At 72.5% G+C, this 25258-nt stretch carries 23 protein-coding genes and 1 riboswitch; of the genes, 10 read left to right on the top strand and 13 right to left on the bottom strand.

The genetic code is table 11. From position 1 onward, the window contains the following. Window positions 1-24: 24 nt before the first annotated feature. Window positions 25-402: a glycine cleavage system protein GcvH gene (gene gcvH / locus QJS33_RS06390; RefSeq protein ID WP_306366916.1), complete on the bottom strand. Its 378-nt coding sequence runs from the start codon at window positions 400-402 to the stop codon at window positions 25-27. A gap of 159 nt (window positions 403-561) precedes the next feature. Continuing rightward, complete coding sequence (gene gcvT / locus QJS33_RS06385) at window positions 562-1677, bottom strand: glycine cleavage system aminomethyltransferase GcvT (protein WP_306366915.1); 1116 nt, start codon at window positions 1675-1677, stop codon at window positions 562-564. Between the two features lie 47 nt (window positions 1678-1724). Beyond that, window positions 1725-1826: riboswitch (glycine riboswitch) on the bottom strand. A 271-nt stretch (window positions 1827-2097) separates the two neighbouring features. Between gcvT and QJS33_RS06380 the strand changes: the two genes are divergently transcribed. Continuing rightward, window positions 2098-2910 carry a penicillin binding protein transpeptidase domain-containing protein gene (locus QJS33_RS06380; RefSeq protein WP_306366914.1) on the top strand — a complete coding sequence of 271 codons (813 nt, stop codon included), beginning with the start codon at window positions 2098-2100 and terminating at the stop codon, window positions 2908-2910. Window positions 2911-3186: 276 nt separating this feature from the next. Here the strand turns inward: QJS33_RS06380 and QJS33_RS06375 are convergent, their stop codons facing one another. Together QJS33_RS06375 and QJS33_RS06370 are read right to left on the bottom strand one after the other, a co-directional pair. Then, entirely contained in the window at window positions 3187-4245 is a 1059-nt protein-coding gene (locus tag QJS33_RS06375; protein ID WP_306366913.1) for a 3-deoxy-7-phosphoheptulonate synthase, read from the bottom strand. 189 nt (window positions 4246-4434) lie between these two features. Beyond that, window positions 4435-6153: an AMP-binding protein gene (locus QJS33_RS06370; protein ID WP_306366912.1), complete on the bottom strand. Its 1719-nt coding sequence runs from the start codon at window positions 6151-6153 to the stop codon at window positions 4435-4437. A 140-nt stretch (window positions 6154-6293) separates the two neighbouring features. On the opposite strand from QJS33_RS06370, the gene QJS33_RS06365 reads away from it, so the two are divergent. Next, window positions 6294-7163: a DUF4429 domain-containing protein gene (locus QJS33_RS06365; RefSeq protein ID WP_306366911.1), complete on the top strand. Its 870-nt coding sequence runs from the start codon at window positions 6294-6296 to the stop codon at window positions 7161-7163. A gap of 103 nt (window positions 7164-7266) precedes the next feature. Continuing rightward, window positions 7267-8223, top strand: a complete 957-nt coding sequence (pip, locus tag QJS33_RS06360) for a prolyl aminopeptidase (protein ID WP_306366910.1) — start codon at window positions 7267-7269, stop codon at window positions 8221-8223. Between the two features lie 36 nt (window positions 8224-8259). On the opposite strand, the gene QJS33_RS06355 is transcribed toward pip, so the two are convergent. Then, the gene (locus QJS33_RS06355) at window positions 8260-10188 is read right to left on the bottom strand and encodes a DUF4153 domain-containing protein (RefSeq protein WP_306366909.1); all 1929 of its coding nucleotides are present in this window, start codon (window positions 10186-10188) and stop codon (window positions 8260-8262) included. A 132-nt stretch (window positions 10189-10320) separates the two neighbouring features. Here QJS33_RS06355 and QJS33_RS06350 point away from each other — a divergent pair, with 132 nt between their 5' ends. After that, window positions 10321-10512, top strand: coding sequence for a ferredoxin (locus QJS33_RS06350; RefSeq protein ID WP_306366908.1), 192 nt, complete (start codon window positions 10321-10323; stop codon window positions 10510-10512). On the opposite strand, the gene QJS33_RS06345 is transcribed toward QJS33_RS06350, so the two are convergent. Both QJS33_RS06345 and QJS33_RS06340 read right to left on the bottom strand, forming a co-directional pair. Beyond that, a complete protein-coding gene (locus QJS33_RS06345) occupies window positions 10509-11717 on the bottom strand; it encodes an NAD(P)/FAD-dependent oxidoreductase (protein ID WP_306366907.1) in 1209 nt (402 codons plus the stop codon). The genes QJS33_RS06350 and QJS33_RS06345 overlap by 4 nt on opposite strands. Window positions 11718-11729: 12 nt before the next feature. Then, window positions 11730-12692 carry an asparaginase gene (locus tag QJS33_RS06340; protein WP_306366906.1) on the bottom strand — a complete coding sequence of 321 codons (963 nt, stop codon included), beginning with the start codon at window positions 12690-12692 and terminating at the stop codon, window positions 11730-11732. Between the two features lie 188 nt (window positions 12693-12880). Here QJS33_RS06340 and QJS33_RS06335 point away from each other — a divergent pair, with 188 nt between their 5' ends. Continuing rightward, the gene (locus tag QJS33_RS06335) at window positions 12881-13792 is read left to right on the top strand and encodes a 3'-5' exonuclease (protein ID WP_306366923.1); all 912 of its coding nucleotides are present in this window, start codon (window positions 12881-12883) and stop codon (window positions 13790-13792) included. 252 nt (window positions 13793-14044) lie between these two features. Here the strand turns inward: QJS33_RS06335 and QJS33_RS06330 are convergent, their stop codons facing one another. The 3 genes from QJS33_RS06330 to QJS33_RS06320 all read right to left on the bottom strand — a co-directional run bounded on the left by QJS33_RS06330 (window position 14045) and on the right by QJS33_RS06320 (window position 15884). Beyond that, a complete protein-coding gene (locus tag QJS33_RS06330; protein WP_306366905.1) occupies window positions 14045-14305 on the bottom strand; it encodes a hypothetical protein in 261 nt (86 codons plus the stop codon). Between the two features lie 131 nt (window positions 14306-14436). Beyond that, window positions 14437-15096, bottom strand: coding sequence for a TetR/AcrR family transcriptional regulator (locus QJS33_RS06325; protein WP_306366904.1), 660 nt, complete (start codon window positions 15094-15096; stop codon window positions 14437-14439). Window positions 15097-15206: 110 nt separating this feature from the next. After that, on the bottom strand, window positions 15207-15884 hold the full coding sequence (locus QJS33_RS06320) for a heme oxygenase (biliverdin-producing) (RefSeq protein WP_306366903.1): 678 nt from the start codon (window positions 15882-15884) through the stop codon (window positions 15207-15209). Window positions 15885-16338: 454 nt separating this feature from the next. Here QJS33_RS06320 and QJS33_RS06315 point away from each other — a divergent pair, with 454 nt between their 5' ends. From QJS33_RS06315 to QJS33_RS06295, 5 genes are all read left to right on the top strand, one after another. Next, window positions 16339-17616: a PP2C family protein-serine/threonine phosphatase gene (locus QJS33_RS06315; RefSeq protein ID WP_372339600.1), complete on the top strand. Its 1278-nt coding sequence runs from the start codon at window positions 16339-16341 to the stop codon at window positions 17614-17616. A gap of 23 nt (window positions 17617-17639) precedes the next feature. Then, the gene (locus QJS33_RS06310; protein ID WP_306366902.1) at window positions 17640-19574 is read left to right on the top strand and encodes an ATP-binding protein; all 1935 of its coding nucleotides are present in this window, start codon (window positions 17640-17642) and stop codon (window positions 19572-19574) included. Between the two features lie 8 nt (window positions 19575-19582). Next, the gene (locus tag QJS33_RS06305) at window positions 19583-20017 is read left to right on the top strand and encodes a response regulator (protein WP_306366921.1); all 435 of its coding nucleotides are present in this window, start codon (window positions 19583-19585) and stop codon (window positions 20015-20017) included. A gap of 77 nt (window positions 20018-20094) precedes the next feature. After that, a complete protein-coding gene (locus tag QJS33_RS06300; RefSeq protein WP_306366901.1) occupies window positions 20095-20625 on the top strand; it encodes a low molecular weight protein-tyrosine-phosphatase in 531 nt (176 codons plus the stop codon). Window positions 20626-20704: 79 nt separating this feature from the next. After that, complete coding sequence (locus QJS33_RS06295; RefSeq protein ID WP_306366920.1) at window positions 20705-21556, top strand: fructosamine kinase family protein; 852 nt, start codon at window positions 20705-20707, stop codon at window positions 21554-21556. 233 nt (window positions 21557-21789) lie between these two features. Here QJS33_RS06295 and QJS33_RS06290 read toward each other — a convergent pair whose 3' ends face one another. From QJS33_RS06290 to QJS33_RS06280, 3 genes are all read right to left on the bottom strand, one after another. After that, window positions 21790-22734 carry a carbohydrate ABC transporter permease gene (locus QJS33_RS06290; protein WP_306366900.1) on the bottom strand — a complete coding sequence of 315 codons (945 nt, stop codon included), beginning with the start codon at window positions 22732-22734 and terminating at the stop codon, window positions 21790-21792. Then, complete coding sequence (locus QJS33_RS06285) at window positions 22731-23708, bottom strand: carbohydrate ABC transporter permease (protein ID WP_306366899.1); 978 nt, start codon at window positions 23706-23708, stop codon at window positions 22731-22733. The genes QJS33_RS06290 and QJS33_RS06285 overlap by 4 nt, the downstream gene beginning before the upstream one ends. A gap of 102 nt (window positions 23709-23810) precedes the next feature. Next, on the bottom strand, window positions 23811-25169 hold the full coding sequence (locus QJS33_RS06280) for an ABC transporter substrate-binding protein (RefSeq protein ID WP_306366898.1): 1359 nt from the start codon (window positions 25167-25169) through the stop codon (window positions 23811-23813). Between the last annotated feature and the right edge of the window lie 89 nt (window positions 25170-25258).

Here is a 25258-nt window from a genome sequence, read left to right as displayed (position 1 = left end):
CGTGTTGTCGGTGGCCATCGGGGGTCAGTCCTCGCCTTCGGTCAGCTTGGTGTACTCCTCCGCGGAGAGCAGCTCGCCGGGCTCCCCGGCCAGGCGCACCTTGAACAGCCAGGCGCCGTAGGGGTCGGAGTTGATGGACTCCGGCTCGCCTTCGAGGTCCGCGTTGACCTCGACGACCTCGCCGTCGACGGGGGAGTAGATGTCACTGACGGACTTGGTGGACTCCACCTCGCCGCAGGTCTCGCCCGCGCTCACCGCGGTCCCGGCGGCGGGGGCCTCGACATAGACGATGTCGCCGAGGGATTCGGCGGCGAACGCCGTGATGCCGACCGTTGCGACCCCGTCCTCGATCGAGACCCACTCGTGTTCGGCGGTGTAACCCAGCTCCGTGGGAACGCTCACTTCAACTCTCCTTGGAGGTTCTCTTCATTCCTGCCGCGCCGCCGGGTGACGGCCGCCCGGCCCGGCCTACGTCCGGTCACGCCCCGTTCCGTGCCGACCCCGGTCAGGGGTTCGGCCGGGCGGGGCGAGTGGGGTCCCGTCGGTGAGGGACCCACGTTCTCAGGCCTGCCGCTTGTAGAACGGCAGCTCGACCACGTCGACGTCCTCGCCGCGTCCGCGCACGTCCACGGTGAACGCGCCGGTCGCGGTGTCGAGTTCGCCGTCCACGTAGGCCATGGCGATGGGGCTGCCCAGGGTGGGGGAGGGCGCGCCGCTGGTGATGGTGCCGACGACCGCGCCGTCGCGCAGGACGTCCTGGCCGCGGCGCAGCGGACGGCGTCCGCGCGCGACGAGGCCGATGAGGCGGCGGGGGCGGGCGGTGCGGGCGGCCTCTTCCAGGGCGGCCCGGCCGACGAAGTCGCCCTCCTTGTCGAACTTGACCACACGGCCCAGTCCGGCGTCGAAGGGGGTGAGGTCGGTGCTCAGCTCCTGGCCGTACAGCGGCATGCCCGCCTCCAGGCGCAGGGTGTCGCGGGCCGACAGCCCGGCGGGGACCAGGCCCCGGTCGGCACCGGCGGCGATGAGGGCCTCCCACACCCCGACGGCGCGGTCGGCGGGCTTGACGAAGATCTCGAAGCCGTCCTCGCCGGTGTAGCCGGTGCGCGCCAGCAGGGCGGGGACCCCGGCGACGGTGTGCTCGTAGCCCGCGTAGTAGCGGATGGAGTCGAGGTCGGCGTCGGTGAGCGGGGCCAGGATCTCCACGGCCCGGGGGCCCTGGATCGCGATGAGCGAGTACTCGGCGGACTCGTCGGCCACCTCGACGTCGAACCCGGCGGCGCGCTCGGCCAGGGCCGCGGAGACGACGTCGGCGTTGGCGGCGTTGGCCACCACGAGGTACTCCTCCTCGCCGAGCCGGTAGACGATGAGGTCGTCCAGGACGCCGCCGTCGGCGTCGGTGATCATCGTGTAGCGGGCCTTGCCGGGCTTGACCTGCGACAGGTGCCCGACCAGGGCGTGGTCCAGGGCGCGGCCGGCGTCCGGGCCGGTGAGGCGGATCTCGCCCATGTGGGAGAGGTCGAAGAGGCCCGCGGCCTCGCGTACGGCCTTGTGCTCGGCGGTCTCGCTGCCGTAGCGGAGAGGCATGAGCCACCCGGCGAAGTCGACGAGGGAGGCACCGGCCTTCTCGTGGATCGCGCGCAGGGCGGTGGGCCGCGACGCGGACGCGGGCTCTGACATGGGTACTCCCGAGAGGATGGGCGTCGTATCGTGCATAGGCGTTGCCATCCTCCCCCTCTGTCATCTGTGCCTGAGAGCTTCGCCGCGCGCTCGGCGTGGCTTGCACCTTCGGCGAGGGACTGCGGTCCCTGCTTTCCAGAGTGGTCTCGCCCGTACGGTCCGCTGTGCCTGAGAGGTTGTTTCGGGGAGGGATTGCTCCTTCGGCGGCCCGCGCCGGCTGCGCGGGCACTCTCCCGTACGGGGTCAGCAACACGTTCAGCCTAGCAGCGGCCGTGGCCGCCCCCCAAGGGTGCCACCGCCCGGGGGATCAGAGCGGGAGAAACCCGGGCGGCGGAGGCGTTCACGGACTACCGTGTCCCGTGAACGGATCGTGGCGGTTCGTGCACCGAGGGGGACCGGGCACTGGTGGACACGCGGAGGATGAGACGGATCGGGTGCGCGTCGGTGGTCGGCGCGGCACTGGTGGCGCTGCTGGGCTGTGCCGCTCCGCGGGAGGCGGGGCCGGGCCCCGCCCCGGGGGCGGACAACGCCGCCGCGGTGGGCGGTGACGTGGCCGCGGTGGAGCGGGCGGACCTGGCCGGGGTGTTCGAGCGGGCCGGGGTGGCGGGCACGTTCGTGCTCTACGACACGCAGGACCGCACCTCGGTGCTGGTGGACCCGGGGCGGGCGCGCGAGCGCGCGGTGCCGGGGGAGACGTTCGACCTGGTGACGGCGCTGGTGGCACTCCAAACGGGTGCGGTGTCCGACGCGGGGGCGGTGGTCGGCGCCGGGGAGGCGGCGCACCGGGACGCGGTGGAGCGGGTGGGCCGGGAGCGGCTGGCCACGTGGGTGGACCGGTTCGAGTACGGCGACCGCGACCTCGGCGGGCGGGAGGACGACTTCTGGGTGCGGGGCCCGCTGGGCGTCTCGGCGGTGGAGCAGACGGAGTTCCTGGCCGGGCTGGCCCACGGGGAACTGCCGGTGGAGGCCGTCCACCAGGAGGCGCTGCACGCGGCCGCTTCGGTGGAGGAGGGCGCCGGGTACACGCTGTACGGCCGCGCGGCCTGCGACGGCGACGGTGACGGGGCGCCGGGCTGGTGGGTCGGCTGGGTGACCGACCGGGACCGGACGCACGCCTTCGCCCTGCGCCTGGAGGCGGGGGAGGGCGGGTACGGGGCCGGGGACTGCGAGGCGCTGGGCCGTGAACTCCTGGTCGCCCTGGACGTCCTGCCCCGGGAGTCGGTCACCCGTTAGCGGCCGGGGCGGCCAGGGGCCGCCCGGGGAGCGCAGCGTCACCGGGACGTCGCGGCCGGACCGCCGGGGCCGTCCGGCACCGTCGAGCCGGGCAGGGCCGCCGGCCTGGTGGTGTGCGGGGGCGATCCGCCGGCGGAGGTGTCCCTGTCGGGGGACCCGCGGAACGCGGTGCCGGTCGTCCGGAGCGGGACCGTCGTCAGGGACCCGTGTTCCCGGCGACGCCCCCGCGCCCCGTTCGCCGAACGGGGCACGGGGCGCAAGGTCCGGGAGGGCGCGCTAGGCGGTCTTGCGACGGGCGCGGACGGCCTCGGCCAGGGTGGCCAGCACCTCGGTGGTGGTGTCCCAGCCCATGCACTTGTCGGTGATGGACTGGCCGTACACCAGCTCGGCCGGGTCGCCCAGCTTCTGGGCGCCGGGGACGAGGAAGCTCTCCAGCATGACGCCGATGATGCCGTGCTGGCCCTCGGCCACCTGGGCGGCGATCTCGGCGGCCACACCCGGCTGGCGCTCGTGGTCCTTGCCGCTGTTGGCGTGGCTGGCGTCGATCATCAGGCGGCGCGGCAGCCCCGCCCCGGCGATGACGTCCAGGGCCGCGTTCACCGAGGCGGTGTCGTGGTTGGGGCCGGTGCGGCCGCCGCGCAGGATGACGTGGCAGTCGGGGTTGCCCTCGGTGACGACCACCGAGCCCGCGCCAGCCGGGTCCACACCGAAGAACGTGTGGGAGGCCGCGGCGGCGCCCACCGCGTCCACGGCCACCTGCACGTCGCCGTCGGTGCCGTTCTTGAAGCCCACCGGGGTGCTCAGGCCGCTGCTCAGCTGGCGGTGCACCTGGCTCTCGGTGGTGCGGGCGCCGATCGCGCCCCAGGACACGGCGTCGGCGATGTACTGCGGGGTGATGGGGTCGAGGAACTCGGTGCCCGCGGGCAGCCCCAGCGAGTTGATGTCCAGCAGGATCTCGCGGGCCAGGCGCAGGCCGCGCTGGACGTCGTAGGTGTCGTTGAGGTCGGGGTCGTTGATGAGACCCTTCCAGCCGACGGTGGTGCGCGGCTTCTCGAAGTACACGCGCATGACCACGCACAGCTCCTCGCTCAGCGAGGGGGCCAGCTCGATCAGCCGGTGGGCGTACTCCATGGCCGACTCGCGGTCGTGCACGGAGCAGGGGCCGACGACGACCAGCAGGCGGTCGTCCTCACCGTCCAGGACCCGCTTGACCTCGGCGCGGGAGCGCTCGACCAGGGAGGTGCGCTCCGATCCCAGGGGAAGCTCGGCGAGCAGGTCCCGGGGGGCGATGAGCGGCTTGTAGTCGACCACCCGTGTGTCGTTGGTGCTGGGCATGCTGCTGCTCCCCTGTGTCCTCGCTCGTGCGGTGCCGCCACCTTGCACACTAGCGCGGCCGCGGGGCCGGAACGCGGTTACGCCGGTATTTCGGACGAGGGTCACACATGGGAGGCCGCCAACGGTGACAATGGCGAAATATTCGTCTCAGCGATCGAGACGAATTTCTTCGGATGCGCCCGATCGGGTTCAGGACTCCGGGTCGGTGAAGTCCTCCTCCCAGAACTCGGCCGGGCGGCGCGAGCCCTCCGCGACGGGTCCGCGGTCGGCCTCCTCCCGGCGCAGCTGCACCCGGCGGATCTTGCCCGACACGGTCTTGGGCAACTCGGCGAACTCCAGGCGGCGGACCCTCTTGTACGGGGAGAGGCGGCCGCGGACGTGTTCCATGATCGCCCGTGCCGTCTCCGCCGTGGGCGGCACCCCGGGGGCCGGGGTCACGAACGCCTTGGCGACCGCCAGCCGCAGCGGATCGGGGGAGGGGACCACCGCGGCCTCGGCCACGTATTCGTGCTCGACGAGCACGCTTTCGAGTTCGAATGGTGAGATGCGGTAATCCGACGCCTTGAACACATCGTCGCTGCGGCCGATATAGGTAATGTGCCCGTCCGGCTCCCGGGCGGCCAGGTCCCCGGTGTGGAACAGGCCCCTACGGGTCGCCAGCCGGGTCAACTCGGGGCTGTCGACGTACCCCTGCATGATCCCCACCGGCTCGTCGGACAGGTCCACGCAGATCTCGCCGGTGTCGCCGGGCTCCTCGGTGACCGGGTCCACCAGGACGATCCGGTAGCCGGGCATCTCGCGGCCCATCGACCCGGGGACGACGCGCTGGCCGGGGGAGTTGCCGACCAGCAGGGTGGTCTCCGTCTGGCCGAACCCGTCGCGCACCGTCAGGCCCCACGCCTTGCGCACGTGCTCGACCACCTCCGCGTTCAGCGGCTCCCCGGCGGCCAGGGCCTCGCGCAGGGGGACCTTCCACGATGCCAGGTCGGTCTGCACCAGCATCCGCCACACCGTCGGCGGCGCGCAGAAGGTGTGGACGCCGCAGCGCACGATCTCGTCGAGCAGCCGCTCGGGGGAGAAGCGGTCCTGGCGCACCACCAGCACCGTCGCCTCGGCGTTCCAGGGGCCGAAGACGCTGCTGTAGGCGTGCTTGCCCCAGCCGGGGACGGACACGTTGAGGTGCACGTCCCCCGGCCGCACGCCCAACCAGTACATGGTGGACAGGTGCCCGACCGGGTAGGAGCGCTGGGTGTGCACCACGAGCTTGGGCTTGGCGGTGGTGCCCGAGGTGAAGTACACGAGCAGGGGGTCGTCGGGCCCGACCCGGTGCGGCGGGTGGAACTCCAGGCCGGCGTGCTCGGAGTCGGGGTAGCCGAGCCAGCCGTCCATGTACCCCACGCAGATGCGGGTCCAGTGGCCGCTCAGGCCCTCGAACTTCTCGGTGTCCACCGGGGAGCACACCACGTGCCTGATCTCGCCGCGCTCCAGCCGGTCCAGCAGGTCGCCCTCGGTCAGGTTGGTGGCGGTCGGCACCACCACGGCGCCGAGTTTGACGGCCGCCAGCGTGATCTCCCACAGCTCCACCTGGGGGCCGAGCATCACCAGGATGCGGTCGCCCGCGTGCACGCCCTGGGCGTGCAGCCAGTTGGCGACCTGGGAGGAGCGCTCCGACATGCGCCGGTAGGTGTGCTTCTCCTCCGAGCCGTCCTCGTCGACGATCCACAGCGCCGTGCGGTCCGGCCGCCGCCCGGCCACCTCGTCGAAGTGGTCCAGCGCCCAGTTGAACACCTCGGGCCGGGGCCAGGCGAACTCCCGGTGCGCGCCCTCGCGGTCCTCCCGCAGCCGCAGGAGCAGATCGCGCGCCGTACGGAACTCCGCGGCACCCTCGGCCGCCGCCTCTTTGGACATCGCTTCGACCTTTCGGATCTCCGCCCGCCTCGTTCCGGGACCGGTGTGCTGCGATTTCTACCCCCGATGCGCCTCGGCGACCCCTCACCCCGCGCCGCACCACCGCTACCGGGCGGCGGTCCGCCCTAGGATGGTGAGCCATGGAGGAACTGCGCGGGCACCACGCCCTCTGGAGGATCGACGACGAGACGGTCCGGATCCGCTTCGATTCCGGGCGCAAGGTCCCGACGCTTTTCAAGGCACTGGGCGGTGCCGAGGTCCCGCTGGCCGCGGTGCGCGAGGTGGACTTCTACCAGGGCGACCGCAGGCACGGGTGGCGGCTGCGGCTGGACCTGCTCCCCGGGCTGGACCCCTACACCATGCTGGGCGCGTCCGCCCGCGACGCGCTCACCCCGCTGGTCCTGAGCGGTCCCCACGACACCGAGCTGGTCGCCGAGTACGTCGCCGACAAGATCCGGGACCTGGCCCGCTACGCCCGCGAGACCCTCTCCGGGGAGCTGGACCGCACCGAGGTCGCCCGGGCCCTGGTGGCCCGGCCGCCGGTGCAGGCGCGCACCGCCGAGGGGTCGGCCTCCTTCGACGGCGAGAAGGTGCGCCTCCAGTGGGACGGGTGGCTGGCCAGCACCGCCAAGGAGAAGGAGAAGTCCCGCGAGTACCGGCTGGCGGAGATCGAGTCGGTGGCCTGGCACCCGCAGGTCGACGTCACCGAGGGGTACATGCGCGTCGTGCTGCGCGGGGTCACCCTGCCCGAGGCGACCTCCCTGGAGAACGACTTCTTCACGCTCGCCTCGCACGGCTCCAAAGGCGCCGAGGAGACCTTCCTGATGGCGGCCACCCTCAACGCGTACGTCGGGGAGGCGCCCGCCGCGCCCGCTCTGGAGAGCGGTGAGTCGGGCGGCGCCGAGGAGATCTTCGGCAAGATCCGCGAGCTGGGCCGCCTGCACGCCGAGGGCCTGCTCACCGACCAGGAGTTCGCCGACAAGAAGGCCGAACTCCTGGACCGCCTCTGACCCCCTCGCTCCCCCGCCGGAGGGACCCCGGCCGCCCCCCGTCCGGACCGCCCCGGAAGACCCTTTTCGGGGCACACGACGAACACCCAGGAAAGGCCACGCTGTGCGCACCCTGTATCCGCCCATCGAACCGTACGACTCGGGCATGCTCGACGTCGGCGACGGACACCGCGTCTACTGGGAGCTGTGCGGCAACCCCGCGGGCAAGCCCGTGGTGTTCCTGCACGGCGGGCCCGGCGGCGGCTGCACCCCCGACCACCGGCGGCTGTTCGACCCGGAGCGGTACCGGATCCTGCTGTTCGACCAGCGCAACTGCGGCCGCTCCACCCCGCACGCCGGGAGGATGGACACCGACCTGTCCACCAACACCACCTGGACGCTGGTACAGGACATGGAGCGGCTGCGCGAGATGATCGGCGTGCAGGCCTGGCAGGTCTTCGGCGGGTCGTGGGGCAGCTGCCTGGCCCTGGCCTACGCCCAGACCCACCCCGACCGGGTCACCGAGCTGATCGTCCGCGGCATCTTCACGCTGCGCGACGAGGAGCTGCGCTGGTTCTACCAGGAGGGGGCGTCCATGATGTTCCCCGACCTGTGGGAGTCCTACCTGGCGCCCATCCCCGAGGAGGAGCGCGACGACCTCATCGCCGCCTACGCCCGGCGGCTGGAGTCGCCCGACCGCGGGACGCGGGTGGCGGCGGCGCGGGCGTGGAGCGTGTGGGAGGGCTCCACGGTGACCCTGCTTCCGAACAAGGAGCTGCGGGAGCAGCACGCCGAGGACGAGTACGCGCTGGCGTTCGCCCGGATCGAGAACCACTTCTTCGTCAACAGGGGGTTCTTCACGCCGGGGCAGCTGATCGAGGGCGCCGAGCGGATCCGGCACATCCCCGGGGTGATCGTACAGGGCCGCTACGACGTGTGCACCCCGGTGCGCACCGCCTACGACCTGCACCGGGCCTGGCCGGAGGCGGAGTTCCACATCGTCGACGACGCCGGGCACGCGTTCAGCGAACCCGGCATCCTCGACCGCCTCATCGAGGCGACGGACCGCTTCGCGCGGTGACGGGCCCCGGGCGCGCCGCGGTGCGCCCGGGTAGGGTCACCACCCGTAACGGTCGACGCAGGCGTAGGGGTCGGCGGGCGGGGGCAGCAGGTCCTCCGCCCGTTCCCGGGACAGGTTCCAGGAGGCGAAGCCGTCGTTCCCGAGCCGGTCGTACTTCTGGTGCAGCACACAGGTGCGGTCATCGCCCTCCAGGCGGACCAGGGCCGGGACGGCGTCGGCGGACAGGTCCCGCAGGTAACGGATGTCCGTCCGGTTCAGCTCGGTGCCCAGGTGGCTCTCGGCGATGCGCAGGTCCGGGTTCGCGTAGGCGAACACGGCCAGGGACACCCCGGCCGTGGCGGCCACGACCCGGGGGAGCCACACCGCGGGCCGGCCCAGGGTGTTGAGCACGCCCGCGGCGATGACCAGTCCGAACACCAGGGCGCTCCACACGATCCACGCCTCCGCGACGGCCCGCAGCCGGGTGAGTCCGAACACGTCGATGTACAGCTGTAGGCGGTACATCGCCGAGGCGAGGATGACCAGGGTGAGCACGCACAGCGCCCCCAGCAGGGCGTTGCGCAGGACGCGGACGCCGCGCGGGCGCGCGGGGATGATGCGCGCGGCCGGGCCGATGACGCCCAGGACCAGGATGCTGACGGCCACCAGCTGGAAGAACCCCTGCCGGGCGTACTCGGCGTAGGTGACCCCGGCGACCCGCTGCACGTGGTCGTCGCCGCCGAACAGGGTGACGGCCTGCACCGCGAGGAACGCGGCGAACAGGGCGGTGAGCGCGCCCAGGGGGATGGTCCACGCCCACACCGGCAGCCGGGACTCCCGCTCGGGGCGTGCCGTGGCGGCGGGGCGGCGGCGCCGCGCGGTGAGCACCGCCGACCCGGTGAACAGGGCGGTGAGCACCAGGAAGAACAGGCGGCCGATCCCCTCGGTGAACGAGGAGGTCTCGGTCAGCGGGGTGAAGAGATCGGTCAGGTAGCGGGCGAACACGGCGTCGGCGAACGCGAACAGCAGCCCGAAGACCATCAGCAGCGCTCCGGTGACCAGGGCGGTGAGCAGTGCGGGCCCCAGCAGCCGCCGGGTCCGGCTGTTCCGGAGGGGGCTCAACAGGAAGCGCGGCGTGGCGAAGAGATTGCGCACCAGCGCGAACGCGCCCGCGGCGACGCCCACCGTTCCGCTGCGGGAGAGGGGGCCGCGGACGGCGAAGGCCAGCGAGGCGGTCAGGAACGCGCCGGTGAGCGTCCAGAACAGCAGCCATCCGGCGTCGCGGAACAGGGCGGTGAAGAGCAGGGCCGCCGCGATCGTCCCGAAGATCGCCGCCCAGGCGTGGGAGTAGCGGTCGGGTCCGCCGTCCTCCTCCACCACCGGGCCGCCCGCGGGGCGCCGGCCGCCGCCGGGGGCGGGCTCCCAGCCGTTCCAGGCGGGCGGGGGCGGGTACCCGCCGGGCGCGGCGGGTGGGACCGGGTGCGCTGCGGCGGATCCGGTCGGTGCGCCGGTGTCCTCGGCGGCGGTCGCGGCGGAGTCCCCTTCCGCGGAGCCGGCGTCCGTGTCCTCGCCCCGGGCGGTCTCCCCGCAGGCGCCTTCGGTACCGGGTCCGGTGTCCGATCCGTCGGGGCCGGTGGCCTCTGCCTCTTCCGCCTCCGCCTTCTCCGGCTCCACCGCGGCCGACTCGGCCTCGGCATCCTCGTCCTCGTCGGCGTCCTCGTCCGTCCCGGCCACCGGGTTCTCCGGGATGGCCGGACGGACCAGGAGCGCGACCAGGGCGGTCAGTCCCGCCAGGACACCGGTGAGCACCAGCCCCAGGCCGGGGCGGGCCAGCGCGGCGAAGAGCGAGGAGAACACGCCCACCGCCAGGACCGCGATGAGCAGCCAGGCCGGTGCCTTGGGCAGCGGCGGCCGGGGCCGGTAGGCCGGGGGCAGGTACGACGGATACGGAGGGTGATGGGTGTGCGGGGTTTCGGGAACTGCCATGGTGCCCCTCGGCTCGGACGTTGCACGGGGGGATCCCCGTACAGGGTGGGACTCCGGGTGCGTCCCGTCGGTTCACGACGGGACCGGCGTAGTGTGCGGTGGGACACTTCCATCCGCGCGAGGAGTCACACCATGCGAGTCGAGGTCGACTACGACCTGTGCGAGAGCAACGCCCTGTGCATGGGCGTCGCCCCGGAGGTCTTCGAGGTCAGGGACGACGACTTTCTGTACCTGCTCACCGAGGAGCCGCCCGCCGAGCTCCACGACCGGGTCCGCCAGGCCGAGAAGCTGTGCCCCAAGCGGGCCATCACGGTCACGGGCTAAACCGCCGCCAGGGCGTCCTCCCAGGTGGTGGGCCGCTCCAACAGCCCCCGGTGCCGCATGGTGCGCGGGGTGGAGCGCAGCCCCATGATGCCCGTCAGCATGCCGCCCCGGCCGAGGAACGCCACGAACTTACGGTCCTGTACGGATCCGTGGACGATGGCGACCTCATCGGCCGGGGCGCCCTGTCCCAGCAGCTGGATCTTCATTTTGTATTGGTCCGACCAGAAGTAGGGCACCGGAGTGAAGGGCCTGCGCTCCTCGGGGGCGGCGAGCAGGTTGTGCGCGGCCGCCGCGGCCTGCTCCCCGGCGTTGGTCCAGTGCTCCAGGCGGATGCGTCCGCCGTAGCGGGGGTGCGGCCAGTTCGCGAGGTCGCCGACCGCGTACACGTCGGGCGCGGACGCCGCCGAGTACTCGTCGCAGCGCACCGACCCGTCGGGCATGAGGTCGAGCGCCCCCTGGAGCCACTCGGTGTTGAGGTGCACGCCGATGCCCGCCACCACCAGGGGCGTCTCGACGGCCTCCCCGTCGGCGAGCCGCACGCGTTCGACGCGGCCGGAGCCCTCGTAGGCCGCCACCCCGACGCCCAGGCGCACGTCCACGCCGTTCTCGCGGTGCAGGTCGGTCAGCACCGGGCCCAGCCGCGGGTCGACCACCCGGGTCAGCGGCGTGGGGGCCGCCTCCACCAGGGTGACCTCGGCGCCCAGGGTGCGGGCGCTGGCCGCCACCTCCGCGCCGACGAACCCGGCGCCCACGACCACCAGGCGCCCGTGCTCGGCGATCGCGGCGCGCACGGCCTCGGCGTCCTCCAGGGTGCGCAGCACGTGCACCCCGGCCAGGCCGGTGTCCGGGCGGCGGGCCCGGGCGCCGGTCGCGACGACCAGGCCGTCGTAGGGGGCGTCGCCGTCGTCGAGCTTGACCGTGCGGGAGGCGGTGTCCAGGCCGATCGCCCGGGTGCCCGGACGGAAGTCCAGGTCCAGGGCGTCGATCTCGGCGTCATCGAGCAGCCGCAGCGCCCGGTTGCCCGCCAGGGGGCCCGGGTCCAGGCCCACCCCGGTCAGCGCCTCCTTGGAGAGCGGCGGCCTGGAGTAGGGCCGGTGCGGCTCCTCGCCGATGAGGGTGATCCGCCCCTCGAAGCCGCGTTCGCGCAGGGCCGCCGCGGTGTGCAGCCCCGCCATCCCGGCGCCGACGATGACGATGTTTCGCACTGTGCCTCCGAATCAGAGCGGACGGACCTCGCCGACGGGCGCGCCGCCGCCGTAGACGTCCACCCGCAGCCGGTCCCGGACGGGGGAGACGTCCACGCCCAGGGTGCGCAGGGCGTCGAGTGCGACCAGCGTACGCGCCCGCTCCGCGGCGTCCCCGTCGCTGATCTTGACGGCGACGGCCTCCCCGGACGGCGCGGACAGGACCAACACCCCGTCGGCGCCGATCTTGGACACCAGGCCGGGCATGCGGGTCATCAGGTCGGTGTCCACCCGGCCGGTGCCGGACACGTACTCGGGGTGGGCGCTCATGGCCGCGAGGACCGCGCGCTCGGGCGACCCGTCGGGGGCGGTGCGCATCCGCCACAGCCCCCGGGCCAGGCCGGCCAGGGACACGGCCAGCTGGGGTGCCCCGCAGCCGTCGACGGCGGTGTGGGCGACCTTCTCGCCGCACAGGTCCTCGGTGGTCTCGCGGACGAGCACCTGGAGGGGGTGCTCCGGGTCGAGGTAGTCCTCGGTGGTCCAGCCCTGTGCGACGCAGGCGGCGAGCATGCCCGCGTGCTTGCCCGAGCAGTTCATGAGCAGGCGCTCGGGCTCGCGCCCGGCGCGGACGAAATCGCGGCGGGCCGCGGAGCCGCCGGGGATGTCGGGCGGACAGCGCAGCGCGTCGGGGGTGAGCCCGGCCTCGGCGAGGATCAGCCGGGCGCGCTCCTCGTGGATCGGCTCGCCGCCGTGGCTGCCCGCCGCGATCGCCAGGGAGGGCCCGGTCAGCGGGGCGCCGGCGCGCAGCATCGCCACGGCCTGGAACGGCTTGGCGGAGGAGCGGGGGAACATCGGCTGGTGCACCGGGCCGCGTGCGTGGGCGACTCTCCCGTCGGCGGCCAGACCGACGACCGCCCCGTAGTGCACACTCTCGCGCATCCCGGAACGGGTCGCCTCGGCGAGGGGCACGTACTCGGGCAGCGGGGTTCTGGACATACGGGTCTCCTCATCGTCGAGGGGTGTGTGGAGTGTCCGAGGATGTACGGACATGCGTGTCAAAACGTTACCCCGGGTCTCTTTCTTCCGTTTCCACCGGGAGCGCGGGAGCACGGTGGGCCGGGAAGTCGGCGCCGGGGAGTAGGGTCATGCCCGTGGAACCGGCGGTGTGCGACGAAGGGACGGGCATGGGAACGCTGCGGATGGGGACGCTGACCCGGCGCAGGGGCGGTGTCCGGGCGGCGGACCTGGAGTACGCGGTGCTCGACACCGAGACCACCGGGCTGGACCCGCGCACGGGCGCCCGCATCGTCGAGATCGCCGTGGTGCGGGTGCGCGGCGACGGCACCCTGCTGCGGGAGTTCACCACCCTGGTGGACCCGCGCACGGACGTGACCGGCCGCGAGTTCCACGGCATCGGCGACGGCGACGTCATCGGCGCCCCGACCGTCGACGAGGTCGTACCGGAACTGGTCCGGCTGCTCTCGGGCGCCGTGGTGGTGGGCCACAACCTCGACTTCGAGCAGCGCTTCCTGACCTCGGAGCTGATCCCCTTCGGCCTGCCCGAGGGGCTGCCGGGGCTGTGCACGCTGCGGGCCCTGCGCTCGCAGGTCAAGCTGGAGCGCTACTCGCTGCCCAAGGCCTCGCACGCACTCGGCGGCGTGTGGCCGACCGGTCAGCACACCGCTCTGGGCGATGCCCGCGCCTGCGCCCGGCTGCTGGTGGAGATGATCGCCAACGCCCCGGGTGAGCTGCGCTACCACGGTGCGCGGCCCGAGCCGATCGCGATCCCGCTGCTCCGCCGGATCCCGGTGCCTTCGGGTGCGCCCCTGGAGGGCGTGCGCTGGAAGCCGCGCACCTCGACCCCGCCGGACCTGTTCGTCCCGCGCCCGTGGACGGGCGCGCGCTGGCGCCCCCTGGAACTGGATCCGTTCCTGTGCGGAGGGGCGTTCGGCCCCTCGGACCGGGCGATCGCGGAGATGGCTGCGCACCGGGACGCACGGGCCCGCCGCCGGCTCGTGACGGCCGCCGCGGTGGCCGGCGGCCTGGCGGCCGGCGGTCTGCTGGCCGGGGTGGCCCGCCGGCTGCGCCGCCCCTGACCTTCCGGGCCGCCGCTTCACCGAGGCCGCCCGTCCGGTGGCGGCAGGTCCTCGACGGACGGCCCGCGGCCGTCGGCCCCGCTGTGCGATGCCGCCGGGCCTGCGAGGCACCGCACGGTAGGGGCGCTCTCACCGCGCCGTCTGCGCTCGGACGGTCGACCCCGCCGGTCGTCTCGCCGGAGAACGCCTGACGGCCGCTCCCCGCACCCGGCGCGAGCGCCGGGCCGCGCGAAGGCATCCGCCGAACAGGCCCTAGTGACCCGAGAGGGCGAGGAAGAACGCGACGATCATCGCGCTGCCGCCCAGGGTGGTGAGCAGGGCGCGGCCCTGTTCGGTGAGGCGGGCCGGGGCCAGCCGCAGCCGCGGGCCGGCGGCCGTCTCGGCGCGGGTGCGCGTGGCGGTCCCGCCGCGGGCGGGTGCGCGCGCGGTCCGGGGCGGGACGTAGCGGGGCAGTCTGTTGAACATCGCGACCAGCACCAACACGGCGCCGATCGCCAGCAGCACGAGAGACACGACGGGGGAGAACCTTCACGACTCGGGTCCGGGACCATGATTCCTACCGGATCCGGGCCGCGGTTCTCGACTCGGTATCACCCGATCACCACGGGAGCGCCCGTTACGGGCGGTCCGTTATCACCCGTCGCTCATGTGTCATCGCCGACGGTATCCGTCCTGGTCCGATCGGGGACGATGGTGTCCACGGTTTCGGTCTCCACCCCCAGGGCGCGCAGCACGAACCGGGTGACCAGGGCGTGGGTCTCCTCCGGGTCGATCTCCCCGCTCACCAGGGGGATGCGCTGGGAGCCGACCATCGACAGGGTCAGCCGGGCGACCGCCTCGGGGGGCATCGCGTCGAACTCGCCGCCCGCGATCCCCTCCTCCAGGATCTCCGTGAGCAGGCTCTGCATCGGGGCGACGTGGGCGGCCAGCGCCTGGTAGGCCTGCGGGCCCAGGCTGGCGCCGAGCTCGGCGGCGGGCGGGTGCGGGTGCGCCACGATGCCTTCGAGCTGGAGGCGGACGAACGCCGACAGCCGCCGGGCCGCGGAGACCCCCGAGGGCAGCTCGCGACGGTAGTCCTCCACGAAGCGGTTGTTCACCTCCTCGGTGAACGCCAGCAGCAGCGTGGGCTTGTCCGGGAAGTAGTTGTAGAGCGCGGTGCGGGTGATGCCCGCGGCGTTGGCGACGTCGGTCATGGAGACGCGGTCGATCCCCTGCGAGCGGATGAGCTCGTCGACAGCCTCCATGATGCGCTCCCGTGTGCGGGCACGGTGGGCGGCGATGGTGGGCGCCGTGATCTTGGGCATTCCTCTATGGTGGCACGCCGAAGGGGCCGGACCGCACGGTCCGGCCTGCTCGGCGGCGTCCGCCCAGGTGGCGCGAGGCGCCGCGGTCCGCGCTCGGGGTGTCGGGGTCGTCAGTGGGCGGTGTACAGCCGGCCCAGGTCGGCGAACACCTCCGTGTTGAGCTGGTAGGCCAGGCGGGTCTCGGCGATGAGCCGGTCGGCGGTGGCGGCGTCCATCTCCAGGGAGTCCAGGCGCTCGCGGTAGCCCGCGCGGAACCTGGGCAGACTGCCCAGGCGGTCGAACACGTAGAAGGCGACCCCGGCCCCGTCGGTGAGCCCGTAGGCCTCGGCGGCGGTGCGGCGGATGAACTGGCCGCCGGAGACGTCGCCCATGTACCGGGTGTAGTGGTGGGCGATGAAGCCCTCGGGGCGGTCGGCCATCTGCTCGATGCGCGCCATGTAGGTGCGGGTGGCGGGGGTCGGCTCGACGCGCTCGCGCCAGTCGGCGCCGAGCAGGTGCTCCAGGTCGGCCTCCAGGGCGGGTACCCGCTCCAGCTCGGGGTAGTGGAACCGGCCCGCCAGGGGGTCGCCGATCAGCGAGCGGCCGACCTCCTCCAGTGCGACGTAGGCGAAGTGGTGCTGGGCGACCATCGCGGTGTACCCGGCCAGGGGAAGGGTGCCGGACATCAGGGCCCGGGTGAACCCGTGGTCCTCGGCGGCCTGGTGGTCGCTCCAGGTGGCCGCCTTGAGCCGCTCGGAGAACAGCTCCGAGTCGGGGGCCGTGGCGGGGGCTTCGGCCGTGACGCTCATCCGCGTTCTCCGTACTTCCTCGATCGGTGCCTTTGATGACATGATGTCATTTAGGCGATCCTTCCTTCAAGGAGGATACGACAACCTGTCATCAAAAAGCGCGGCGGCGTCGCTTAGCCTGTGTGCGTCCTCACAAGCGCCACGCCCCGTGCACATGCCCCTGCACGCGCCTGCGGGCCGCCCCGGCGGTCCTCGCGCAAACCCCTGACCCCAGCCGGTTCCGGCCCGCCGACCCCCTCCGACGACCGGGTTCCCGGCGGGCCCGTCGGATGTGTCTCCCCCACGCCTGCTGGTCAACAGGTCCCCGGGGCGTTTATCTTTTGGGGAGCCATGCGGTCCGAACCGCCCCGGGGTGTCCGTCTCGGGCCCACGCGGCGCGACGGCGAGCGCCCGCGGACCGTCAGACCGAAGGCGATGAGTGGATACCAGGAGAACAGGGCACGATCCCGCAGCGGTGATCGACACGGGGACGGCGCACGCCGCCCCCGTCGACGGCGTGGCCTCCGACGGCCACGCCGCCCTGGGCGACGCCGTCCTGAGCGAACGGGTGGAGGCTGCCGTCGAATCGGTTGACGTCCTGCTGATCGAGGACGATGCGGGCGACGCCTTCCTGGCCGAGGAACTGCTCGCCGAGACAGCGCTCACCACCGACATCACCTGGGTCGCCACCCTCGACGAGGCCCGGGCCCACCTCAAGGGCTTCCGCGGCTGTGTCCTGCTCGACCTCAACCTGCCCGACGCGCACGGCCTGGACCTGCTCCGCGAGGTCCTCCAGAGCGCGCCCTCCGCGGCCGTCGTGGTCCTCACCGGCCTGGACGACGAGCACGAGGGCATCGCCGCCGTCGCCGCCGGAGCCCAGGACTACCTCGTCAAGGGCCAGGTCGACGGCTCCCTGCTGGGCCGCAGCCTGCGCTACTCCCTGGAGCGCCGCCGCGCCGACGAGAACGCCCACCAGCTCCGCGAGGCCCGCCTGCGCGCCCGCGAGAACATGCGCCTGGAACGCGGCCTGCTGCCCCAGGTACTGCTCCAGCGCTCGCCGCTCAGCCACCGCACCTACTACCGGCCCGGCCGCAAGCGCGCCATCGTCGGCGGCGACTTCTACGACGCGGTCGAGAAGGACGGCACCACCCACATCATCATCGGCGACGTCAGCGGCCACGGCCCCGACGAGGCCGCTCTGGGCGTCAGCCTGCGCATCGCCTGGCGGACGCTCATCATGGCCGGGGTCGCCGAGTCCACGGTGCTGCCCAACCTGGAGGCCATCCTCATCAGCGAGCGGGCCCAGGAGGAGATGTACGCGACCCTGTGCATGGCCAGCATGGACACCGGTGACGACCGGGTCCGGCTGCGCGTGCTGGGCCACCCGCCGCCCATGATCGTCCGGGGCACCTCCGTGGCGGAGACCCCGGTCACCCCCCAGCCCCCGCTCGGTGTCTTCCCGGTGGAGGACGCCGACGTCGACGAGGTCCGCCTGCCGCGCGGCTCCAGCCTGCTGATGTACACGGACGGCCTCGTCGACGCCTACGACGAGGAGCCGCCCGCGCGCCTGGAGGTCGCGGGCCTGCGTCGGCTGGTCACCGGCATCCTGGAACAGGGCGTCTCCCTGGCCCGGCTGCCCGAGCACGCGGTGGACGAGGCCGAACGCAGCAACGGGGGTCCTCTCCAGGACGACGTGGCGATGCTCCTCATCACCCACGACGACCACGGGGAGAACAACGGAGACCGGGAGTGACGGCTCCCGAGGAGGGGACGGCCATGGCGACCGACACCGACGGAGCCGAGGCCCCCGCGGACACCGGCGCGCCCCCGACCCCCTCCGTCGGCGGCGTCCACTTCGTCAACGGCGACCGGGGCCGCCCGGCCGTGCCCCACGAGTCGTGGAGCCTGCGCCGCCGGGTGACCAGCCTGCTGACCGTGGTCGCCGTCGTCCTGGTGGTCGCCGTCTCGATCATCACCCTGGCCGCCTTCAGCGCCCGCGACTCCCTGGCCCTCCAGGTCGACGAGCTCACCCCGGCCGTCGGCTCGGTCGAGCAGCTCCGCTCGGCCTACCTGACCCAGGACCACGCCCTGCGGGGCTACATCCTCACCGAGGAGCGCGAGTTCCTCCAGCCCTACATCGACGCCCGCCTCAAGATCACCGAGGAGCGGGCACTGCTGCGCGAGCTGGCCGACAGCCGCCGCGAGGAGGACCCGGTCCTGGCGTCGAACATCGACGCCCTGCTGCGCGCCGGGGAGATCTGGACCGACGAGTTCGCCGAGCCCACCCTGGAGCAGGTCGGCAACGGGCAGGAGCCCAGCCAGGACGACCTGCGCCGCGGCCGGGTCCTCTACCTGGAGCTCACCCGAGCCAGCGAGGCCGCCCTCCGCAACCTCCAGAACGAGATCGAGGAGGCCCGCAGCGGCTTGACCCTGGCCACCCAGCAGGTCGTCGCCCTGCTGGTGCTGGTCGGCCTGGTCGTGGTGTTCCTGTCGGTGTTCCTGTGGGTGATGCTCCAGCAGTGGGTGCTGCGCCCCCTGGAGGAGCTGGCCGGGCACATGCGCCAGGTGTCGGAGGGGTACTACGCCCACCGCATCTCCCTGCACGGCCCACCCGAGATCGTCCGCCTGGGCCGGGACGTGGACGCCATGCGCGAGCGCATCGTCCAGGACCTGGACGAGGTCGCCTCCGCCCGGCGCAAGCTCCAGGAGCAGTCCGCCCTGCTGGAGCACCAGGCCGAGGAACTGCGCCGCTCCAACCTCGAACTGGAGCAGTTCGCCTACGTCGCCTCCCACGACCTCCAGGAACCGCTGCGCAAGGTCGCCAGCTTCTGCCAGCTGCTCCAGCGCCGCTACCACGGACAGCTCGACGAGCGCGCCGACTCCTACATCGACTTCGCGGTCGAGGGCGCCAAGCGCATGCAGACCCTCATCAACGACCTGCTCGCCTTCTCCAGGGTCGGCCGCACCAAGAACTTCGCCGCGGTCGACCTCGACCGTGCCCTCGACGACGCCCTCAGCAGCCTGTCGACCCGCCTGGAGGAGACCGGTGCCGAGGTGATCTGGGACGGGCTGCCCACCGTCCAGGGCGACCGCACCCTGCTCACCCAGGTGTTCTTCAACCTGGTGGGCAACGCCGTCAAGTTCCGCGGCGAGGAGGACCCGCGCGTCCGCATCGGCGTCGAGCGCCAGGGCGACGAATGGATCTTCAGCTGCCAGGACAACGGAATCGGGATCGAACCGCAGTACGCCGAGCGCATCTTCGTGATCTTCCAGCGGTTGCATACCAGGGAGAAGTACACGGGAACCGGGATCGGCCTGGCGATGTGCAAGAAGATCGTCGAGTTCCACGGCGGCCGGATCTGGCTGGACACCTCACACGGGCCGGAAACCTCCCGTGAGGGGGAGGCCCCCGGCACCGGAACGCGCATATGCTGGTCTCTGCCCGTCGACCCCGGGCAGGAGGAGACCGCGGACGCGGACGGCGCACCCGCCGCCCGGGAGGCGCTCACCGACGGCGGGGTTCAGGAGGCCGGGACCGCCCCCGCGGACCCGGCACCGACGGCCGCACGATGGTCCACGGGTCGGGACGGCCCGGAGGCGGACGCATCCGGGGGGCGGACCCCCGGGTCGGCCTCCACCGCGCCCGTGTCCGATGGCGGTACGGTTCCCCCCGACGGCGGGGCGGACCCTGACAGGGGTTCTGAGGCTTGAGCGAGGTCATGTTGGTGCATCCCATCGAGGTGCTGCTGGTCGAGGACGACCCGGGCGACGTCCTCATGACCAAGGAGGCGTTCGAGGAACACAAGCTGGGCAACCGCCTGCACGTGGTCTCCGACGGGGTCGAGGCCCTGCGCTTCCTGCGCCGGGAGGGCGAGTACGCCCAGGCCCCGCGGCCGCACCTGATCCTGCTCGACCTCAACCTGCCCCGCAAGGACGGGCGGGAGGTCCTACAGGAGGTCAAGAACGACGAGGAGCTCGCGCACATCCCCGTCGTCGTGCTCACCACCTCCGAGGCGGAGGAGGACGTGCTGCGCAGCTACCGCCTGCACGCCAACGCCTACGTGCCCAAGCCGGTGGACTTCGACCAGTTCATCAAGGTCATCCGCCAGATCGACGACTTCTTCGTCACCGTGGTGCGCCTGCCCAAGGGGTAGTGGGCGTTACCGGACCGCGGCGAACGCGCCCGCCGTGAAGCGGGTGGCCGCGCCGGTTTTTCGTTACGGTAAGAGGTATGAGCCTGCCGGAACCCCGCCACCCCGACGGTCCCTACCGTGTCGGCGTGGTGTGCCTGGGCAACATCTGCCGCTCGCCGATGGCCGCCAAGGTGCTGGTCGCCGACCTGGAGCGGGCCGGGCTGGGCGACCTCGTCGAGGTGGACAGCGCCGGCACCGGTGACTGGCACGTGGGCGGGGCGATGGACCCCCGGGCCGCCTCCACCCTGCGCGTGCACGGATACCTCACCGACCACACCGCCCGGCAGTTCGACCCGGCCGACCTGGCCCGGTTCGACCTGCTGCTGGCCATGGACCTGGACAACCTCGACGACCTGCGCCGCATCGTCGACCGGTACGGGGCCGGGCACGGCTTTGACCCGGCCCGGCTGCGGCTGTTCCGCTCCTTCGCCCCGGGGACGGGCCCCAACCCCGAGGTGCCCGACCCCTACTACGGCGGCGACGACGGGTTCACCGCCGTCCTCAACATGGTGGAGGCCGCGGCCAAGGGCCTGACCGGGGAACTCACCGCGTTGCTGAAGCAGCGGTAGCGGGGGCCGGGTGGAGGAGGGATCGGTGTGCGCCGCGGGGGGCGGTGAGGGCCGGCGCCGTGATCCGGTCAAGGGGACCATGGCGGAGCGGCTCACCGTCCTGTTGGGCCGTCCGGTGCGCCGGGCCGCGCGGGCCCAGCGCAGCCACGACTGGGACATCTCCTACGCGGAGCTGGAGGACGGCACCCGCCTGTTCGTGAAGTCGCTGCCGCGCAACGCCGCGCCCAGCGCCGTGTTCACCTCCGAGGCCCGCGGCCTGGAGTGGCTGGGCCGCGCCTTCGGATCCCCGGTACTGGAGCCGGTCGCCTGGGACGATCGCATCCTGGTGCTGCCCTGGGTGGAGGAGCGCGACCCCACGCCGGGCGCCGCCGAGCGCCTGGGCCGCCGGCTGGCCGGGCTGCACCTGACCGGGGCGGACCACTTCGGCGCCGACTGGCCCGGCTACATCGGGCCGCTGCCGGTGGACAACACGCCCGCCCGGCACTGGCCGACGTTCTACGCCGAGCAGCGGCTGCGCCCCTGCCTGCGCCGGGCCGTCGACCAGGGCGGGCTCACCCCCGTCGACGGGCGCACCGTGGAGAAGGTGGTGGACCGGGTCGCCGACCTGGCGGGGGAGCCCGAGCCGCCCGCCCGCATCCACGGCGACCTGTGGAACGGCAACGTGCTGTGGCGCGCCCAGGACGCCGTGCTGATCGACCCGGCCGCCCACGGCGGACACCGGGAGGCCGACCTGGCCATGCTCACCCTGTTCGGCCTGCCCCACCTGGAGCGGGTGCGCGACGCCTACAACGAGGTGGCGCCGCTGTCGGCGGGCTGGCGCTCCCGGGTGGCCCTGCACCAGCTGTACCCGCTGCTGGTCCACGTGTGCCTGTTCGGCGCCGCCTACCGCACGACCGCCCTGGAGGCGGCCCGCGCCGCCCTCAAAGGCTGAGGGCGGCGCGTGGGAGAGCCGTGGCCGCAGGCGGGGAGGCCTGTGGCCGCCACCGTCGATGGACGGGTGCCTTCGCGGGGCCGTCTGGTCGCCTCGTGTTGTGTCGTCCGTGTTCGGACGGCCGGAGAACCCCGGGTGGATCTTCGCCGGCCGTTCTGCGAGGGACCGCCCGGCGGCCGCTCCCGACACTCGGCGCAAGCGCCGAGCGCACGAGGGCATCCGCCGAACGGGCTTCAGCCCTTGACGCTGCCCGCCAGCAGGCCGCGGACGAAGTGGCGCTGGAGGAGGAAGAACACCAGCAGCGGCACGATCATCGACACGAACGCGCCCGCGGTCAGCCGGTGCCAGGCCTCGCCGCGGGTGCCCGCCAGTTCGGCCAGGCGCACGGTGAGCGGGGCGGTGGCGGTGTCGCCGCCGGTGAAGATCAGCGCCACCAGCAGGTCGTTCCACACCCACAGGAACTGGAAGATGCCCAGCGACACCAGGGCCGGGGTGATCAGCGGCAGCACGATCCGCAGGAAGATGCGGCCGTGTCCGGCGCCGTCCACCCGGGCCGCCTCGAACAGGGTCCTGGGCAGCTGCGAGATGAAGTTGTGCAGCAGGAACACGCCCAGCGGCAGTCCGAAGACCGTGTGCGCCACCCACACGTTGGTGAACGCCATCGCCCCCGTCAGCTCCCAGGCGGGCAGTACCTGCACGCCGCCGACGACCACGCCCTGGGAGAAGAAGCGCAGCAGCGGCACCAGCGCCATCTGCAACGGCACGATCTGGAGCGCGAAGATCCCCAGGAACACCCAGTCGCGGCCGCGGAAGTCGATCCAGGCCAGCGCGTACGCCGCGAGCGCCGCCAGACCCAGCACGAACACCGTCGCGGGCAGCGTGATCACGAACGAGTTGATGAGGTGGCTGGCCAGCCGGCCGTCGCTGGCGGAGCCGAACAGCACGTCCCGGTAGTTGTCCAGGGTCGCCTCGGGGGAGGCGAAGAACGTCCACCAGCCGGTGGTGCGGATCTGGTCGGCGGGGCGGAACGAGGAGATGAACAGCCCCGCGGTGGGCACCGTCCACAGCACGGCGATGACCAGCGCCGCCAGGCTCGCCGCGGATCCGCTCAGCCTGCGCCGCACCCGGGCGGCCGGGCCCGTGTCGCGGACGTCGGTGATGGTGGGGGTGGAGGTCATGACATCTCCCTCGCCTTGCGGGTGCGCCGGATCTGAAGGACCACCAGCGGGATGACCAGGACGAACAGGAACACCGCCAGGGCCGACCCCTGGCCGGTCTGGCCCTGGGAGAACGCCTGGCTGTACATCTCGTTGGCGATGACGCTGGTGCCGTAGTTGCCGCCGGTCATGGTGCGGACGATGTCGAACACCTTCAGGGTCTGCACGGTGATGGTGATGAGGACGACCAGGAGGGTCGGCCACACCGACGGCAGGGTGATGCTCCGGAACAGCTGGAAGGGTCCGGCGCCGTCGATGCGCGCGGCCTCGACGATCTCGGCGGGGATGGCCTTGATCGCCGCCGACAGCACGACCATCGCGAAGCCGGCCTGCACCCAGATGAGCACCAGGATGAGCAGGAAGGTGTTCAGCGGCTGTTCCAGCAGCCACAGCCGCGGTTCGCCGCCGAACCACACGACGATCTGGTTGAACAGGCCGTACTGCTCCTGGTCGGCGGGCCGGTAGGCGTACACGAACCGCCAGATGATGCTCGCGCCGACGAACGAGATCGCCATCGGCATGAACACCAGGGACTTGGCGACCGGTTCGAACCGGGACCGGTCCACCAGCACCGCGTAGACCAGGCCGATCACGGTGGCCAGCAGCGGTGCGAACGCCACCCACAGCAGGGTGTTCCACAGCACCTGCAGGATCTCCGGTCGCTGGAACATCCAGATGTAGTTGGCGAGCCCCACGAACGTGTCGCCGGACCGGTCGTGGAAGGACAGGTAGGTGGTGCGCAGGACGGGGTAGACGAGCCCGCCCGCCAGGAGGAGCAGGGCCGGGGAGAGGAACAGGACCGCCTGCCACCGGTCGCGTCGGGTGCGGGGCACGTCGACGAGGAGCAGCAGCAGGCCGATGACGCCGAGGAAGGCGGCGATCCCGATGAGCATCCACACGATCTTGGGAAGCTCGTCCAGGAACGAGAACTCCATGGGTGGGCCCCTTGTGATTGCCGGGGAGGAACGGAGGGAGGGGTCGGGGAACAGGCGCGGTGAGGGGACGGCGACGTGGGTCGCCGTCCCCTCACGGGACCGTTACGGCCAGGCGGACTCGATGGTCTCCAGGACGTCCTCGGTGGAGGTGCCGGTGACCCAGTCGACCATGCCGTTCCAGAACACGTTGGTGCCCACGGAGGAGGGCATCGCGTCGCTGCCGTCGAAGTGGAAGACCGTGTCGGGGGACAGCAGCACCTCGGCGGCGAACTGCGAGGCCGGGTCCTCGATCACGGTCGGGTCCATGTTCCGGTTGGCCGACACCCAGGCGCCCTGGGAGGCGCGGCTGTCGGCGTACTCGGGGGTGGACAGGTACTCGTGGACCGCGGCGACCTCGGGGCGGTCGGCGAAGGGCACGGCGAACTCGCCGCCGCCCATCACCGGGACCTCGGCGCCCGCCTCCAGCGGCGGCATGACGAAGCCGTACACGTCGCCGTCCTCGGCGACGGTCACGTCCTCCTCGAACTGCGCGGAGTAGAACGACCCCATCAGGTACATGGCGCAGCCGCCGTCGAGCAGCGGCAGCCCGGCCTCCTGGAAGGAGGTGACGGCGATGCTCTCGACCTCGCCGAAGGTGCCGTTGACGTAGTCGGGGTTGCGGACGATGTCGCCGGCCAGTTCGAACGCCTCGGCGACCTGCGGGTCGTCGAAGGGGATCTCGTGGGAGACCCACTGGTTGTAGACGTCGGTGCCGGCGCTGCGCAGCAGCGCGTTCTCGATCCAGTCGGTGCCGGGCCAGCCGGTGGCGTCGCCGGACTCGAAGCCCACGCACCAGGGCTTGGTGCCGGACTCGGCGATGGTGTCGCTGAGCTCGATCATCTCGTCCCAGCTCTGCGGGACCTCGTGGCCGTTCTCGGCGAAGTAGGTCGGCGAGTACCAGACCATCGACTTCATGTTGGCGCCGTAGGGGGTGCCGTACAGTTCGCCGTCGAAGGTGGCGTAGCCGAGCCAGTCCTCGCCCCAGCCCTCTTCGGCGTTGCCGCGGACCCCGTCGGCGACGGGCACCGCGTAGCCGTCGTCGACGACCCGCTGGAGCAGGCCGGGCTGGGGGATGAGGGCCAGGTCGGGGGCGTTGCCGCCCTCCAGGCGGATGGGCAGCTGGGCCTCGAACTCGCCGCTGCCCTCGTGCTGGATGTCGATGCCGGTGCACGCTTCGAAGTCGGCCCAGGAGCGGTCCATCCGCTCGGCCTCCTCGTCGCGGATGGAGGAGTAGATGCTGACGGTCCCCTCCACGTCCGACCACGCTTCGAAGGGGGTGCAATCGACGTCGGCGGCGTCTGTACCGCCGCCTCCGCCGCCCTCACCGCTCAGGTAGGAGCAGCCCGAGGCGAGGAGGACGGCGCTCCCCGCCGCGGCGATCAGCGCCAGGTGGCGGCGGTTCCCGGATTCTGTTCTCGGCATGGTTCTCCCTTGTGCGAGGGGACATGTGACTCAGGGCACGTTGAAACACGATGCAATCCGCATTGCATGAAAATGTCTACAAAATCTGC

Source organism: Nocardiopsis sp. CC223A (assembly GCF_030766825.1).
In the GTDB taxonomy this organism is placed as follows: Bacteria; Actinomycetota; Actinomycetes; order Streptosporangiales; family Streptosporangiaceae; genus Nocardiopsis.
The sequence above is the reverse complement of the archived record's forward strand: the minus strand, read 5'-3'. Positions and strand labels throughout refer to the sequence as shown.

Coding starts and splice junctions, on each gene's coding strand:
- gcvT (WP_306366915.1), bottom strand. CDS start 1,677: ATGTCAGAGCCCGCGTCCGCGTCGCGGCCCACCGCCCTGCGCGCGATC.
- QJS33_RS06380 (WP_306366914.1), top strand. CDS start 2,098: ATGAGACGGATCGGGTGCGCGTCGGTGGTCGGCGCGGCACTGGTGGCG.
- QJS33_RS06375 (WP_306366913.1), bottom strand. CDS start 4,245: ATGCCCAGCACCAACGACACACGGGTGGTCGACTACAAGCCGCTCATC.
- QJS33_RS06370 (WP_306366912.1), bottom strand. CDS start 6,153: ATGTCCAAAGAGGCGGCGGCCGAGGGTGCCGCGGAGTTCCGTACGGCG.
- QJS33_RS06365 (WP_306366911.1), top strand. CDS start 6,294: ATGGAGGAACTGCGCGGGCACCACGCCCTCTGGAGGATCGACGACGAG.
- QJS33_RS06355 (WP_306366909.1), bottom strand. CDS start 10,188: ATGGCAGTTCCCGAAACCCCGCACACCCATCACCCTCCGTATCCGTCG.
- QJS33_RS06350 (WP_306366908.1), top strand. CDS start 10,321: ATGCGAGTCGAGGTCGACTACGACCTGTGCGAGAGCAACGCCCTGTGC.
- QJS33_RS06340 (WP_306366906.1), bottom strand. CDS start 12,692: ATGTCCAGAACCCCGCTGCCCGAGTACGTGCCCCTCGCCGAGGCGACC.
- QJS33_RS06335 (WP_306366923.1), top strand. CDS start 12,881: ATGGGAACGCTGCGGATGGGGACGCTGACCCGGCGCAGGGGCGGTGTC.
- QJS33_RS06325 (WP_306366904.1), bottom strand. CDS start 15,096: ATGCCCAAGATCACGGCGCCCACCATCGCCGCCCACCGTGCCCGCACA.
- QJS33_RS06320 (WP_306366903.1), bottom strand. CDS start 15,884: ATGAGCGTCACGGCCGAAGCCCCCGCCACGGCCCCCGACTCGGAGCTG.
- QJS33_RS06310 (WP_306366902.1), top strand. CDS start 17,640: ATGGCGACCGACACCGACGGAGCCGAGGCCCCCGCGGACACCGGCGCG.
- QJS33_RS06305 (WP_306366921.1), top strand. CDS start 19,583: ATGTTGGTGCATCCCATCGAGGTGCTGCTGGTCGAGGACGACCCGGGC.
- QJS33_RS06300 (WP_306366901.1), top strand. CDS start 20,095: ATGAGCCTGCCGGAACCCCGCCACCCCGACGGTCCCTACCGTGTCGGC.
- QJS33_RS06295 (WP_306366920.1), top strand. CDS start 20,705: ATGGCGGAGCGGCTCACCGTCCTGTTGGGCCGTCCGGTGCGCCGGGCC.
- QJS33_RS06290 (WP_306366900.1), bottom strand. CDS start 22,734: ATGACCTCCACCCCCACCATCACCGACGTCCGCGACACGGGCCCGGCC.
- QJS33_RS06285 (WP_306366899.1), bottom strand. CDS start 23,708: ATGGAGTTCTCGTTCCTGGACGAGCTTCCCAAGATCGTGTGGATGCTC.
- QJS33_RS06280 (WP_306366898.1), bottom strand. CDS start 25,169: ATGCCGAGAACAGAATCCGGGAACCGCCGCCACCTGGCGCTGATCGCC.